Raw genomic sequence first — 14065 nt, 5'->3', positions numbered from 1 at the left:
GGCGCGCGGCCGGTTCAGGCGCACGCACCGGCTTTCGCTACTCCTGGGTCTTCAGCACCGTGTGCGTGAAGCCGTTCGCCGCCTGCGCGACCGACAGGCTCAACTGGTATTCCGAAATCGTGGTGGTCGCCGTCCACTGGAAATCCATCGCCTTCACCATCGTCATCAGCGGATCGCTGCGGTTGTCCGCCATCGACGTCAGCATTTCGGTGCGGTGCTTGTCGATGTTCGCGTACCGCGTGTCGAGATCGTTGCCGTAGGTGCGCAACCGCTCGACGAGCGACGAATGGTTCGCCTGCGCGGGTGTCGCGGGCGTCATCTGCACGGCCGGCGCCGCATCGGCCGGCGCGCGCGACATCGCGACGCCCGACGCCGACGGCGACGCCGCGGCCGGCGCGGCACCCGGCTGCATCAACGCATCGAACTGGCGCACCTGCGCCGGATCGGACGCCGTGCCCGCCTGCTGCACGGCACCCGCGAGCGCGGCCGCGCCCGGGGGTGCCGCGCCTACGCCTGTTACCGACATGATCGTGTCCTCCTTGACCGGCAGCGCCGGGAACGGGCCGGCCGCCACGCGCACACGCCCCGCCGGGCGCCCGTCACGGGCGGCCCCGGCATCCGGCGTCGCGCGGCACGGCCGGCGACCGGCGTCATGCGCGGCCGGCGGAACTCAGGTGTTGCGCAACCTGGGCGTTCGCCGTCCCTTCCTGCGCGGTCACTGCGTTGCTGGTTTCGAACGTCGCGGTCGACTGCTGGACCTGGAAGTTGATCTTCGTCAGTTCGAGCTGCGTCTTGGTCAGGTCGTCCGCCTGCTGCTGGACCTGTTGCGTGTTGTTGGCACCAGTCGGGGGGGTACTCATGTTTCGCTCCTTTGCATGTACGTCATTGAACTGCTTCCCTGTTCCGGCGGCGGCCCCATGCCCCACCGGCGACGTGACGCGCCGCATGCGCGCGGCGTGTCGCGTAATGCGCGCACCGCGCGACGCGCGATGCGCAAGTCCTGTCGCGGCGCTAACGCGCCGCCGCCTTCGATGCGCCGGCCGCAGCAACCGCCGGTACCGCCGGCGCATCCGGCAACAACGCCGGTCCGGGCACCGGCTGTGCGACGCCGGCCGCCGCGCCGCTCGCGAGCGGCGGCACGGGCGGCGCCGATGCCCGCTCGGGCGCGCTCGCGGACGGACCGCCGAGCGGCATCGTGATGCGCTGGCCATTGCGTTCGAACACCACTTCGTCGGGGCCGATCGACACCACGGTCGGCCCTTCCTTCAGCCGCGCGCCTTCGAAATAGCGGCTGCCGTCGGCCGTCTCGATGTAGCGCTGGTCCCCGTCGCCCGCGAACACCGTCGTGATCTCCGGAATCCCCGCGACGCCGCCGAGTGTCGTCGCGGTGCGCGGCGCGGCCGCATCGGCGTCGCGCACGTGGTCGACCACCTCGAGCGCCGGACGCGCGTCCTTCATGTAGTTGCGGATACGCGGCTCGATCTGCGCGCGCTCGGCCGCCCCCGTCAATTCGATCCGGCCGCGGCCGAGATAGGTGACCGTCAGCGCCGTGTCGCTGAAATACGTCTGCGCGGTCGCGACGAGATCGCTTACCACGTAGAGGTTGCCGAGCGCCGCGTTGTCGACGCCCGCGACGATCTGCGCGACGCGTTCCCGCGCGGCCGGATCGCTCACGTAACCCGACACGATCACGCCGTCGTCGCGCGGCGCGACGGCGAGCTCCGGATACGCGTGCAGCAGCTGCTGCAGCCGGTGCGTGCGCGCGAGCACCGACTCGTGCTGCCACGGCAGGCGCCCCGACCATGCGACGAAGCCGTAACCGAGCGCGCCGAGCAGCACGCCGATCCACAGCGCGACCACCGCGATCACGAGCCGCCGGCTGCCGAGACGGCGCAGCCCGCCGGTGAGCCAGCCGAGCCACGCGGCCTCGCGCGCGGCGTCCGGCGTGTCGGCCTCGTCGGGCACCGCGACGCTCGCCTGCGCGTGACGCGCGATGCCGAGCTTGATCGAGCCGACCGTCACGACGTCCTGCGGCGTCATCGAGCGGCGGCCCGCGCCGAGCGGCGCGTCGTTGAACAGCACCGGCGCGCCGCCGTCGCCGCCGTGGTTCTGCACCGTCACCGCGAGCGCGCCGACCTGCAGGCATACCTGTTTCGCGCCGATCTCGCGATCGGGCAGGATCACTTCGCAGTCGGCCGCGGTGCCGACCCAGTTCGCGCCGCGCGCGAGCGACATCGTGCGGCCGTACATCGGCCCGCTGAGGAAGCACAGGTTCCACGGCGACGCGAGCGCGGGCGCCCCGGCCGCGGCGCCCGCCGCGCCGCCGGACAATGCGCCGTCGCCGTGCGGGTCAATGATGGTCGTCGACATGGGTGGACGCTCCTGCGGTCGTCGCCACCGGCTGCGCCGCCGAATCCTTCGGCGGCGGCAGCGCGGGCGGGCCGAACTTGGTGCCGGGCAGCGGCGCGGGCGTGAGCGGCACCGCGATGTCGTTGTCCGGCGGGCGATACATCGACGTGCCGTTCGAACCGGCCGGCCCGTCCGCGCCCGGGTTCACCGGCGAGCCGTCCGGCGCGTACATCGACGCGGTCGTCACCACGCGCGGCGTCAGCAGGTAGAACCGCTCCATGTGGTTGCCCGACTTGTCGGTGTACTTGAACAGGTTGCCGATCAGCGGGATGTCCGACAGCCACGGCACGCCGCTCTTGTTCAGCCGCACCTCGTCGTCGTTGAAGCCCGCGATCAGCAGGCTCTTGCCTTCGTCGATCATCGTCTTGGTGACGATGTTGCGCTGCTGGATCACCGGCACGTTCGACACGGCCTGGCCCGGCACGATGTTGCCGTCCTGGATGTCGATCGACATCATCACGCTCTGCGGGTTGCCGGACACGGCGGCCGCATTGCGGATCGCCTCGTCGACGATCATCGGCGTCACCTTGATGCTGGTGCCGGTCGTCACGCTGTACAGCGACGAATCCTGGTAGCCCTGCACCTGCACGTAGAACTGCGTGAGGTTCTCGAGAATGGCCTCGGTGTTGTCGAGCGCGAGCACCTTCGGCTTCGAGCGCAGTTGCGCCTGCCCCTTCTGCGCGAGCGCGTTCACGCGCGTGAGCAGGTAGTTGCGCAGCGAGCCGCCGATCGACGCGGTCAGCGCGATGCCGGTCGGCATGAAGGTGCCGGTCTGCCCCGTCTCCGACGCGCCGACGCCGAACGTCAGCGGCGGATTGCCGGCGCCGTTGTACTGCGTGTTGCCGTTCAGCGGATTCGCGCCGTTGCCGATCTGCACGTCGCCGTGCGTCGTGTGCAGGCGCCAGTCGATCCCGAGACTGTCGAGCGAATCCTCGTTGATGTCGATGATCGTCACGTTGATCTCGACGATGCGCGGCCGCTCGTCGAGCTGGTTGATCAGCGCCTGGTAGCGGTACATGTTCTCCGGCAGGTCGCGCACGATCACCGCGTTGATCGCCGGATCGGCGACGATCTGCGGCAGCGTGTCGCCACCGCCGCCGTTCGAGAACGGCGAGACGCCGCCGGCAGCGCCGTCGGCACCGCCATAGCCGCCCTGGCGCGGGCCGCCGGCAATGTCCGGAAAATCGAGCCGCGGCACCGCGATCGTCAGCCCCGAGCCGAGCTTCACCTGGCGCGCGGCCTGCCCGAGCGGCGTGCTCGACGGCAGTTCGCTCGTGCCGCCGCCCTTGCCGAACAGCCGGCGCAGGATCGTCGCGACGCCCGGCACCGTCACTTCCTTGCCCGAGCGGTTGATCGTGAAGTCGGACGCCCAGCCGTACCGGAGCCGGAACGCGCGGATGTCCGCATGCGCGCCGTTCGCCGACGGATCGCCGACCGAGCCGACCGCCTGCCGCACGAGCTCCACGTAACGACGCGGGCCGGCCACGTACACGCTGTTCGCGCGATCGTTGATCACGAGCGTGTAGCGCTTGTCGGGAATCTGCATCGCCTGCAGCGCGCGGCCGATCTCGCCGGCCGCGTTCGGCGGGATCGGGATCATCTGCGTCTGCGACTGGTCGGCCGGGTCGACGTACAGGAACGAGCCGTCGTAGTACCACGTGAGCCCGTAGGTCGAGCAGATCGTGTCGAGCGTCTGCTGCGGCGTGCCCGAGAAGCGGCCGCTGATCACGCCGTCGACCTTCGGGTCGACCACGGCCGTCACGCCCTGCGACGATGCGAGCTCGCGAATGAAGTCGCCGATCTTCTTGCCGTTCGCGACGATCGTAAACGGCTTGTTGCGCCAGCGCAGGTCCGCCGCGCGCGCCGGCTGCGCGACCGTCACGCACAGCGACGCGGCGAGCAGCGCGGTCGCGCACATGGCGAGCGCGGCCCGTTGCAGGCGGCGCGGTTGAAACCGGATCGGGGCGACGCGTCGACGCATCAAAACACTCCTGTGGAAGAAACGAACATGCGTTCCAGCGCCTGCTGCGCGAAGCGCAGCACCTCGCTGCCGAGCCAGCCCGACAGCAGCACGAGCGCGACCATCACGGCGATCAGCCGCACCGCGATGCCGAGGTTGGCGTCCTGCACCTGCGTGACGGCCTGCAGGATCGCGACGACGAGGCCGGTGACGGTGGCGATCAGCACGATCGGCAGCGACAGCAGCAGCACCAGCATCAGCGCCTGCCGGGTCAGGTCGAGGATCGTCGAGCTCGTCATTGCACGACTCCCGGCGCACGCACGCCGGCGCCCGCGCCGAGCGTGCCGTCGTCGGGCGGGTTCTTCACCCAGCCGACCGTATGCAGCTGCACGTCCTCCTCGACCTCCTGGTACGACAGCACCGCGAGTTCGGGCAGCACCGGCTGCAAAATCGTCTTCACGTAGCGGCGCGCGCCGAGCGCGACCATCACCGCGAGCCGCGCGGCGCCCGGCGGGTTGCCGTGACCGCCTGCGCCTGCCGGCTGCGCCGCCGTCGCGGCCTGCACGATCGCGCGCACCTGTTCGCCGATGTCCTGCTTGATCGCGCTCGACAGCGCGAGGAAATTGCCCTGCTTCGTGCGCATCACCGCGTTCTCGATCCGCTCCTGCAGGTTCTGCTCGAACAGCACGACGCGCAGCTGCCGCGTCGCGCCCGCATGGCGATCGGTGATCATCCGGCGCAGGTCGACGCGCACCAGCTCGACCAGCGCGATCACGTCGTCCGGCTCGTTCGGCGCCCATGTGATCAGGCTTTCGAAAATCACGCGCAGGTTGCGGATCGGCACCTGCTCGGCCAGCAGCCGGCGCAGCACCTCGGTCACGCGCTGCAGCGGCACGAGCCGCGTCAGTTCGCCGACGAGTTCCGGATGCTCGCGGCGCACCAGGTGCACGAGCGCCTGCGTTTCCTGGATGCCGAGCAGCTCGTCCGCATGCTGGCGCACGATCTGCTCGACGTGCGCGGCGAGCGCGCCTTCGCTCGTCAGCCACTTGCCGTCCGGCGCCGCGCCGTCGGGCTTGATCCACAGCGCGGTCGCGAACGGGCCGAAGGCCTCGGCCGGCTGGCGCTCCGCGCGCTCCGGCAGCGGCGCGACGCCGTCCCACAGCAGCCAGCCCGGCTTCAGCGCGCCCTGCGCGGCGAGCACGTCCTGCAGATAGATCCGGTACGTGCCGGGCGCCGCCCCTTCGTCGTCGTTCAGCGTGATGCGTGGAAACACCGTGCCGATGTCCGCGTCGACGCGCGCCTTCGCGCTCGACAGCGCGGTCTGCAGCTGCGCGAGGTTCAGCGTCGTGCGCAGGTCATCCGACAGCGACACCGCGATCAGCGACGTGACGCCTGCCGCATGCGACACCTTCGCGGGCTGGCCGTCGTCGGTCGCGCCGATGCGACCCGCGATGTGAATCAGGTTGAAGCTCGGCGCGGTCGTCTTGCGCTTGAGCTGCGTGAAGGCGAACGCGCCGAGGCCGAGCGCGATCAGCGCGAACGACCATTTCGGAAAACCGGGCACGACGAGGAACCCGGCCAGCACCAGCGCCGCGATCAGCAGCGCGCGCGGATGCGCGCCGAGCTGCTCGCCCAGCTGTTCGCCGAGCTGGCGCTGCCGCGTGTCGCGCGTCGCGACGCGCGTCGTCACGATGCCCGCCGCGATCGACACCAGCAGCGACGGGATCTGCGACGCCATCCCGTCGCCGACCGTCAGGATCGCGTAGCGCTGCAGCGCCTCGCCGATATTCATCCCGTGCATCAGCGTGCCGACCGCGATGCCCGCGACGATGTTGATGAACGCGATCACGAGGCCCGCGATCGCATCGCCCTTCACGAACTTCATCGCGCCGTCCATCGCGCCGTGCATCTGCGATTCCTGTTCGAGCTTCTCGCGGCGCTCGCGCGCTTCGTCGGCGCTGATGATGCCCGCGCGCAGGTCCGCGTCGATGCTCATCTGCTTGCCCGGCATCGCGTCGAGCGAGAAGCGCGCGCCGACTTCGGCGACTCGCTCCGAACCCTTCGCGATCACGATGAACTGCACGACGGCGATCACCAGGAACACCACGCCGCCCACCACGACGTTGTTGCCGACCACGAGCCGGCCGAACGCGTCGATCACGTGGCCCGCGTTCGCGTGCAGCAGGATCAGCTTGCACGACGCGATGTTCAGCGCGAGCCGGAACAGCGTGGTGAACAGCAGCAGCGCGGGAAACGACGAGAAGCTGACCGCCGACGGCACGTAGGTCGACACCGTCAGCAGCACGACGCTCGCGGCGAGGTTCAGCGAGATCATCCCGTCGAGCGCGGCTTGCGGCAGCGGCAGGATGAACAGCGCGACCACCGACACGATGAACGCGGCGAGAAACAGGTCGGCGCGCGGCGATGCCCCGAGACGTCGCCCGGACACGCTGCGGCCGGCGGAAAAGATCCGCTGCCAGTCGCGAGGGAGCGCCTTCGGTTCTGCCATCGTGCCGTCGTCCTGTCGTTGTCGCCGGCGGGCGCGGGCCGTCATGCCCCGCGTAGCGCGGACCGTTGAATGGGACGAGTGTAGCGACGCGCAACCGCGTAAAAAGGGAGGCGCCTCGTAGCGTCGCAGCCGTTTTCCGGTGACGATCGGATCGGACTACGAAACCCGGCGGCGCCTGCGCGCGCGCATCGCCGGAACCGCTTCCATCGCGCGGCTGGCGCCGCGCGGGGAGACAGGGTCAGGACTCCAGACGGCGCGCGGCGAGATACGCGAGCTGCGCGCGGTTCTGCACGTTGAAGAGTTTTTCGAGCGAGCGGATATGGTGACCGACCTTGTGCAGCGACGTGCGCAGCGCGCTCGCGATCTCCTGGTCGGACAGCCCGTGCACGAGCCGGTCGAGCACCTGCTGCTGCTCGTCGCCGAGCGCGAAGCCGCGCATGCGCGCGATGCGCGCCTCGAGAAACGGCAGCGCGACGCGATGCACGGCAAGGCTCACCGACAGCGCGCCGCCGATCACGCGATCGTCGATCCATTCGGTGCCGTGGGCTTCAGACGTCACGTTCACGGCAACGCGCAGGTCGAGCCGCGGCGCCGACAGGCTGAAGATCACGCCGCTGTTCATTGCATGCGCGCGCAGATGGCCGGCCAGCGCGAGCACCTTGCGGTCGCCGCTGCCCTGCGCGGCCGACTCGATCTCGTCGAGCCGCCACGCGACCGGGAAGCCGCTGCTGCGCACCTGCGCGAAACGCGGGTCGCTCTCGTAGAGCATGCCCTCGATATACGGCTGCATGAACGTCGCGGGCGCGAGGTCGCGCAGCAGATGCGCGCACAGGATGCGCCGCCCGATCATCTCGTAGGCGCCGTAGCCGAGCGTGCTGAAACCGATTTGCCGCAATCGCGCATGGCATTGGGAGAAATCGACGGAAGCGAGGTCGGATTTACCGGGCGCGATTTGAATGCCGGTAAAAACGTCGCGCTCGATTGCATGAATTTCTTTCGAATAAGCGGCAGCGGCCGCGATATCGGCTTGCGAGAACCACTCGACGCGTGGCGCGTCGTCAGCATATGTCATGAGGAGCCCACCCTTTCCCAATATGTGAACCTGCCCCGTCACGATTTGGTCTTTTCTTTATGATTTTCTGGTCGACTCTATACCGGTGCGAATATGAACCTTTCGCCCGAATTAGTATTACGGCATATTACGCGCAGACAGGCATTTTTGTACAATGCCCCCGCGTTTCGTCTGGATGACGATCGGCGCATATCATAAAGATGCTCGATCGCATCGTCGCGGGCACCGTGCACGACACGGCTGCCGCTGCGCGATGCGCGTCGATTCCGAGGGATGGCTCATGTCCGATATTGCATTGCAAGAAGAAGCGGTCGCCCCAACCTTGCCCCGTCCGCCGCGGCGGACGGTCGCCTGTGCCGACGCGTCGAGAGCGCGCCCGGTGCAGGTCGTCTGGTGCGACGACGTCAAGCGCGACGACATCGCGCAGCCGCACGCGCCGAAGCTCGGCGTCGCCGATACGCTCGCGCACGCGCAGAGCACCGCCGAACGCAACCGGATCGTCATCAGCCTGCTGCACCTGACGGGCTTCTCGACGTTCGCGTATTTCGCGCTCGAATTCTCGCGGGAGCGTGTCGAAAGTCTCTACCTGCACGAGGCGTTCACGCCGCCCACCTATCGCGGCGACTACGTCCGGCACAACCATCACGACATCGATCCGCGCACGCTCGACGCGCGCGTGTGCAACATGCCGATCGTGTGGGACCTGCAGCAGCTGCGCCGCGAACACCGCGCGCGCGACGGCGGCCCGTGCGTGAGCCCGGCCGCGCTCGACGGTTTCCTGCAGACGATGCAGGACGACGGCATGTGCAGCGGCATCATGTATTCGATGGCCGTGCCCGGCACGCGGCTGCACGCGTTCATGAGCTTCACCGCGCCGCGCCGCACGCGCGAATGGATCACGCCGGCGACGATCGAGCAGGCGCTGTCGATCGGGCTGTCGGTGCACAAGTTCGCGTCGCCGCAACTGATCGCGACGTCGCGCGAACGCGCCGTGAACGGGCTCACGCCGTTCGAGCAGGAACTGCTGCTGGGCATCGCGGAAGGCGCGTCGGACAAGGAGATCGGCCGGCGCCTCGACACCAGCGCGCACAATGTCGACTATCACCTGCGCAAGCTGCGCAAGCGCTTCGGCGTCGCGAACCGGATCCAGCTCACGTACCTGACGTCGAAGCTCGAGCTGATCTGACGCGCGCGCTCTGCCCGCGTAAACGCACATGCCGGCCTCGCGGGCCGGCATGTGCGCACACCAGGAGATGACGCCGAACGGCGTTACTTCAGCAGCGTCATCTGCACGACCTTGACGATCACGAGACCGACCGCGATCACCAGATAGCCGCGCAGCACGGCCATCCAGACGCGCGTCGCGACCGTCATGTTCTGCGGTTCGAGCGTGTCGAGCGGCGGCATGCGCCAGGTGGCGCGCAGCGCGCGATCGATGCCCGGCTCGACGACGCGCTTGTTGCGGCGGATCAGCACCGTCGCGAGATAGCCGGTGATCGCGAGCACGGTGCCGCCGACCAGCACGTCGATGATCGCTTCGCCGCTGATGTCCGGATACATCACCGACGCGGTCAGGATGATCGACAGCAGCACGAGCACCCAGATCACCGCGCCCGTGAAGATGTTGAGCTTCGTCGAGTTGACCCACGGGCCGAGCACCTGGCGATCGTTGCACAGCACGAGCAGGAACACCGTCGCGCTCGGCAGCAGCACGCCCGCGAGCGTCTGCACCGCTTCGGTCAGCAGGCCGAGCGGGCTGCCCGGGATCAGCACGAGCGCGGCAGCGGCAGCGACGATCCCGAAGTAGACGAGATAGAAGCCCTTCGCATCGGACACGCCGCGATGCAGCGAATGACGGATCTTGAACACGTCGCCGATCGCGTACGCGGTCGACAGCGACACCGCCGCCGCGCCGATGATGCACGCGTCGAGCAGCGCGACCGCGAACAGCGTCGCGCTGGTGCGGCCCGCATACTTCTCGAGGCCGGCGATGATGCCGCCCGCGTCGCTGAAGTTGCCCGCTTCCGGATGGCCGCCGAACAGCGCCGCGCTGAAGCCGATCATCGCGACCGCGCCGATCAGCACGAACGCGATGCCGATCCACAGATCGACCTTCTCGTACTTCATGAAGCGCGGCGTGATGCGCCTGTCGATCACGTAGCTCTGCTGGAAGAACAGCTGCCACGGCGCGACCGTCGTGCCGACGATGCCGATCACGAGCAGCATCACGTCGGACAGCTTCGCGTGCGCGGGCCAGTTCGGCACGAAGAAGTCGCGCGACATCTGCGCCACCGGCGGGTGGATCGACACGAGCACCGGCACGAGCAGCAGGCTCAGCACGCACAGCACGATCGCGAACCGCTCGAAGCGCCTGAAGTCGCCGGTACTCACGGCCGCCATCGTCAGCGCGGCCGCCACGCACACGCCCGCGATCTTCGGGAGCCCGAAGAAAGCCAGCACGAACGTGATGCCGATGAACTCGGTGACGATCGTCAGCGCATTGAGCAGGAACAGGTCGATCACGCTGAACGCGCCCCAGAACTTGCCGAAGCGCTCGAAGATCAGGCGCGCATGGCCGACGCCCGTGACCGCGCCGAGGCGCAGCACCATTTCCTGGTTCACGTACAGCACCGGCACGAGCAGCAGCAGCGTCCACAGCAGCGTCGTCCCGTAGTTCTGGCCGGCCTGCGTATAGGTGCCGAAGGCGCCCGCGTCGTTGTCGCCGACCATCACGATGAGGCCGGGGCCGATGATCGCGAGCAGCGTGCGCAGGCGCGCCCACCACGTGCCGCGCGCGGCGGTGTCGTGATGCGCGATGGTGCCGAGCGCGCCGCGGATGTCGCCCAGGTGGGCTTCGTCGAGCACGGCACTGCGTTCGACGGCGATCGGTGGAGAGACGTTGGATGGCGTGGACATGATGAATTCCGTACGGCTGGTTTTTTTCGGTCAAGCGTGTGGTCTTGGAATACGCGCGCGTAACAGGCCCGGGGCCCGCGCGCGCATGCCGAGACGCGCTCGGTGTTTCAGTTCAGCGAAGCAGCGATTTCAACCGGTTGAACAACCGGGAAAACACCCGCGGACGGGCGTCGAGCATCGGCATCGCGTCGTAGTGCGGATGCGATCGCGTGACTTGCGGAAGATTCGACAGCAGAAGGCCGAAGTTCATGGTCTGGCTCCTGGCGGCAACGGCATGCATGCCGGCCGCGTGGTGGGTGCGGGGCCAGTCCGGGGCCTGAACGACGTGTCAGGCTAGTCGGCCGGCATGTCCCTGCGACCCGGGTTCAAAAGGGTCTGTTGGTGCAACGGGCATAAGGGACAACTGTCACTGTCGTTCATGGCGGCTCCTGTGCGGTGTTCCGGAGAACACGGTTGGCCGCCGCCCGGCGCGCGGGCCGCCATTCGGGTGCATGCGAAACGCATGCGCGAACGCGGCCGCGCGCCGGGCGGCGGCGAAACCGGATGGCGCGTGCGCAAACGCATCACGCTAACCGGCGCGAATCAGGGTGCACGAGGGGGTTACTGCGAAATACTGCTGCGCGCACCGTTTGCCTGTGGGACAAACGGCGGCTTCGATGAGGCGCGGACGTCGGTCGCTCAGGCGGAAACTTCGTTCGAAGATCGACTACTGCAGGCGTCCAAGGCGGCGGCCCCAAGAGTGAAGATGGCGGATTCTATGGACCGGCCGAAACGGAAGTCAACCCTTTGGAACAGGCTTGACGGAATATTTTTTCGGGTTCATGCGGACTGAAAGATTCGCGCCCCAAATGACGCGCCGCAACCTTTCAGCGCCGCGGAGCGCATGCGCCGCCGATGCGTGCGAGCAACAGTCGCCGCGCGCCGCCGGCGGGCGGTCGCAGCGGGCATCGACCGGCCCCGGTGGGGCGGCGCACGCGGTGCGAAATGCGCAGCGTCGCCGCCTTTTTTGCTTGCACCGCAGCAAAACTCGCGACTACAATCCGCCCCAATTCATCAAGGGAGTCCCTTCGTGGACGCATGCTCCAGTTGCAGTTCGATGCCGGTCCAGGCCGGCCAAGCCATCGCGAGATAGCAGCCAGGCGCATGTCTTTCGCCGCTAGCTCGCCATCGTCGGGTTAGCGCGCTTCCTCCCGGGCCGGCATCGCCGGATCGTCCGTGTCGCACGCTCCGTTACGTTCCAATCGCCGAGCGCCGGTCGCGTCATGCACCCGTGCTCGATCACGTCGTCCGGCAAGCGCCGGACCGGACGGAGGCACGTCATGTTGTTTCAATCGCTCATGGTCAGACTCAGGCAACTCGCGCGTGTCGTGTCCGACCGCTCGTTCGCTTCGGCCCTTGCACCGCTCGCCCACACGTTCGGCAACTGGCGCGGCAGCGCGCTCGCGCACCTGCCGGCGGCACCGCGCCCGCTCGACTGCGTGCTGGCCGGCGCAATGGCGGCCGCCGTCGCGCTCGTCGCGCTGCTCTGTGCGACCGCATCGCGCCTCGGCTTCACGCACGTATGGCGGATCGGCGGCTGGCTGCCGTAACGGGTCGCGCGCGCAACGCGCAGCATGCCCGCGCGCCGCCGCCCGCACCTGCGCCATCGCTTGACGTTTTCACTGCTTCAGCCAAACCAATCACTCGAATCATGGAGCCCGCATGAAAAATCGCTTCGCATCCGCGCCGCGCACAGCGCGCCTCGACGCGCTCGCCGCGCTGTTGCTGTCGCTCGCGGCCGCGCCTGCGTTCGCGCAATCGTCGTCACCGGCCATCGCGGCCGAACCGGCCGCCGGAGCCAGCGACACTGCCGCCGCCCCCGCACCGGCCGCCGATGCTGCCGCGCCCGCCCCCACCGGTTTCTGGGAACGGTCGAACCTGCTCGGCAACATGGGCGGCCTGCGCGACGTGCTCGGCGATCACGGCGTCACGCTGAACCTGCAGGAAACCAGCGAGTACCTGTACAACGCCGCGGGCGGCACGCAGCGCGGCGGTGCCTATCAGGGCCTCACGCAATTCGGCTTCAACGTCGATACGGAGAAGGCGATCGGCCTGCCGGGCGGCACGTTCAACGTGTCCGGGTTGCAGATCCACGGCACCAACCTCACGCAGCGTTATTTGCAGACGCTGCAGACCGCGACTGGCATCGAGGCGAATTCGACCACGCGGCTGTGGGAACTCTGGTACCAGCAGGCGTTCCTCGCCGGCAAGGCCGACGTGAAGATCGGCCAGCAAAGCGTCGACCAGGAATTCATGGTCAGCCAGTACGCGGCGACGTTCATGAACGCGACGTTCGGTTGGCCCGTGCTGCCGGCGACCGACCTGCCGGCCGGCGGCGCTGCCTATCCGCTGTCGTCGCTCGGCGTGCGGCTGCGCGTGAAGCCGGCCGACGCGTGGACCGCGATGGTCGGCGTGTTCGACGGCAATCCGGCCGGCCGCAGCGACGGCGACGCGCAGGTGCTGAACGCGCACGGCACCAACTTCAACCTGCGCAGCGGCGCGTTCGTGATCGGCGAACTCCAGTACGCGCTGAACGCGCCGCCCGCCGACCCGAAGGCACCGCAACCGGCCGGCCTGCCCGGCACGTACAAGCTCGGCTTCTGGTATCAGTCGCAGCACGCGAACGATCCGCGCGTCGGCACCGACGGGCTGTCGCTCGCGGATCCGGCCAGCAACGGGATCCCCGCCACGCATCGCGGTAACTACGGTTTCTATGCGGTCGCGGATCAGATGGTATGGCGGCCGTCGGCGGACAGCCCGCGCTCGGTCGGCGTGTTCGCGCGCGTGATGGGTGCGCCGGGCGATCGCAACGTCGTCGATTTCGCGGCGAATGCGGGCGTGACGCTCAAGGCGCCGTTCAAGGGCCGCGACGACGATACGGCCGGCATCGCGGTCGGCTACGCGAAGATCGGCTCGCATGCGCGTGCGCTCGACGGCGACACCGGCAGGTTCACGACGCCCGGCTATCCGGTGCGGCGCGCGGAAACGGTGATCGAGGCGACCTACCAGTACCAGGTCGCGCCGTGGTGGCAGGTACAGGCCGACCTGCAGCACTTCTTCCGGCCGGGCGGCGGCATTCCGGACCCGAACGCGGCCGGCGCGCGCATCGGCGACGAAACGGTGGTCGGCGTGCGCACGACGATCACGTTCTGACATCCGC

12 protein-coding genes are annotated in these 14065 nt (G+C 68.7%); 3 read left to right on the top strand and 9 right to left on the bottom strand.

The window, feature by feature from the left end; translation table 11 throughout:
* Positions 1–37: 37 nt before the first annotated feature.
* The 7 genes from DID98_RS21970 to DID98_RS21940 all read right to left on the bottom strand — a co-directional run bounded on the left by DID98_RS21970 (position 38) and on the right by DID98_RS21940 (position 7950).
* Positions 38–526, bottom strand: a complete 489-nt coding sequence (locus tag DID98_RS21970) for a hypothetical protein (RefSeq protein ID WP_124485407.1) — start codon at positions 524–526, stop codon at positions 38–40.
* Between the two features lie 124 nt (positions 527–650).
* The gene (locus DID98_RS21965; RefSeq protein ID WP_044847609.1) at positions 651–860 is read right to left on the bottom strand and encodes a hypothetical protein; all 210 of its coding nucleotides are present in this window, start codon (positions 858–860) and stop codon (positions 651–653) included.
* A gap of 151 nt (positions 861–1011) precedes the next feature.
* Positions 1012–2370 carry a type III secretion system inner membrane ring subunit SctD gene (gene sctD / locus DID98_RS21960; RefSeq protein WP_124522355.1) on the bottom strand — a complete coding sequence of 453 codons (1359 nt, stop codon included), beginning with the start codon at positions 2368–2370 and terminating at the stop codon, positions 1012–1014.
* Entirely contained in the window at positions 2351–4390 is a 2040-nt protein-coding gene (gene sctC / locus DID98_RS21955; RefSeq protein ID WP_124522357.1) for a type III secretion system outer membrane ring subunit SctC, read from the bottom strand. The genes sctD and sctC overlap by 20 nt, the downstream gene beginning before the upstream one ends.
* Positions 4390–4668, bottom strand: coding sequence for a type III secretion system export apparatus subunit SctS (gene sctS, locus DID98_RS21950; RefSeq protein ID WP_124485367.1), 279 nt, complete (start codon positions 4666–4668; stop codon positions 4390–4392). The genes sctC and sctS overlap by 1 nt, the downstream gene beginning before the upstream one ends.
* A complete protein-coding gene (gene sctV, locus DID98_RS21945) occupies positions 4665–6878 on the bottom strand; it encodes a type III secretion system export apparatus subunit SctV (protein ID WP_124522359.1) in 2214 nt (737 codons plus the stop codon). Before sctV ends, sctS begins: the two co-directional genes overlap by 4 nt.
* Before the next feature lie 238 nt (positions 6879–7116).
* Positions 7117–7950: an autoinducer binding domain-containing protein gene (locus DID98_RS21940; RefSeq protein ID WP_044847604.1), complete on the bottom strand. Its 834-nt coding sequence runs from the start codon at positions 7948–7950 to the stop codon at positions 7117–7119.
* A gap of 280 nt (positions 7951–8230) precedes the next feature.
* Here DID98_RS21940 and DID98_RS21935 point away from each other — a divergent pair, with 280 nt between their 5' ends.
* Positions 8231–9136: a LuxR family transcriptional regulator gene (locus DID98_RS21935; protein ID WP_124523028.1), complete on the top strand. Its 906-nt coding sequence runs from the start codon at positions 8231–8233 to the stop codon at positions 9134–9136.
* An 83-nt stretch (positions 9137–9219) separates the two neighbouring features.
* Here the strand turns inward: DID98_RS21935 and DID98_RS21930 are convergent, their stop codons facing one another.
* Both DID98_RS21930 and DID98_RS35905 read right to left on the bottom strand, forming a co-directional pair.
* Positions 9220–10866 (bottom strand): NRAMP family divalent metal transporter, encoded by a 1647-nt coding sequence (locus tag DID98_RS21930; RefSeq protein WP_124571414.1) that lies wholly within the window; start codon positions 10864–10866, stop codon positions 9220–9222.
* A 112-nt stretch (positions 10867–10978) separates the two neighbouring features.
* Positions 10979–11116 carry a hypothetical protein gene (locus tag DID98_RS35905; RefSeq protein WP_185500299.1) on the bottom strand — a complete coding sequence of 46 codons (138 nt, stop codon included), beginning with the start codon at positions 11114–11116 and terminating at the stop codon, positions 10979–10981.
* 1069 nt (positions 11117–12185) lie between these two features.
* On the opposite strand from DID98_RS35905, the gene DID98_RS21925 reads away from it, so the two are divergent.
* Positions 12186–12455 (top strand): hypothetical protein, encoded by a 270-nt coding sequence (locus tag DID98_RS21925; protein ID WP_124522363.1) that lies wholly within the window; start codon positions 12186–12188, stop codon positions 12453–12455.
* Between the two features lie 112 nt (positions 12456–12567).
* Complete coding sequence (locus DID98_RS21920; protein WP_124522365.1) at positions 12568–14058, top strand: carbohydrate porin; 1491 nt, start codon at positions 12568–12570, stop codon at positions 14056–14058.
* Positions 14059–14065 lie beyond the last annotated feature (7 nt).

Source organism: Burkholderia sp. Bp8984, assembly GCF_003853755.1.
GTDB lineage: Bacteria > Pseudomonadota > Gammaproteobacteria > Burkholderiales > Burkholderiaceae > Burkholderia.
Note: the sequence above shows the minus strand (reverse complement) of the source record. Positions and strands in the feature narration are given on the sequence as shown.

Bases quoted from the DNA above. Each gene is read 5' to 3' on its own strand.
- DID98_RS21970 (WP_124485407.1), bottom strand. From the start codon at position 526: ATGTCGGTAACAGGCGTAGGCGCGGCACCCCCGGGCGCGGCCGCGCTC.
- DID98_RS21965 (WP_044847609.1), bottom strand. From the start codon at position 860: ATGAGTACCCCCCCGACTGGTGCCAACAACACGCAACAGGTCCAGCAG.
- sctD (WP_124522355.1), bottom strand. From the start codon at position 2,370: ATGTCGACGACCATCATTGACCCGCACGGCGACGGCGCATTGTCCGGC.
- sctC (WP_124522357.1), bottom strand. From the start codon at position 4,390: ATGCGTCGACGCGTCGCCCCGATCCGGTTTCAACCGCGCCGCCTGCAA.
- sctS (WP_124485367.1), bottom strand. From the start codon at position 4,668: ATGACGAGCTCGACGATCCTCGACCTGACCCGGCAGGCGCTGATGCTG.
- sctV (WP_124522359.1), bottom strand. From the start codon at position 6,878: ATGGCAGAACCGAAGGCGCTCCCTCGCGACTGGCAGCGGATCTTTTCC.
- DID98_RS21940 (WP_044847604.1), bottom strand. From the start codon at position 7,950: ATGACATATGCTGACGACGCGCCACGCGTCGAGTGGTTCTCGCAAGCC.
- DID98_RS21935 (WP_124523028.1), top strand. From the start codon at position 8,231: ATGTCCGATATTGCATTGCAAGAAGAAGCGGTCGCCCCAACCTTGCCC.
- DID98_RS21930 (WP_124571414.1), bottom strand. From the start codon at position 10,866: ATGTCCACGCCATCCAACGTCTCTCCACCGATCGCCGTCGAACGCAGT.
- DID98_RS35905 (WP_185500299.1), bottom strand. From the start codon at position 11,116: ATGAACTTCGGCCTTCTGCTGTCGAATCTTCCGCAAGTCACGCGATCG.
- DID98_RS21925 (WP_124522363.1), top strand. From the start codon at position 12,186: ATGTTGTTTCAATCGCTCATGGTCAGACTCAGGCAACTCGCGCGTGTC.
- DID98_RS21920 (WP_124522365.1), top strand. From the start codon at position 12,568: ATGAAAAATCGCTTCGCATCCGCGCCGCGCACAGCGCGCCTCGACGCG.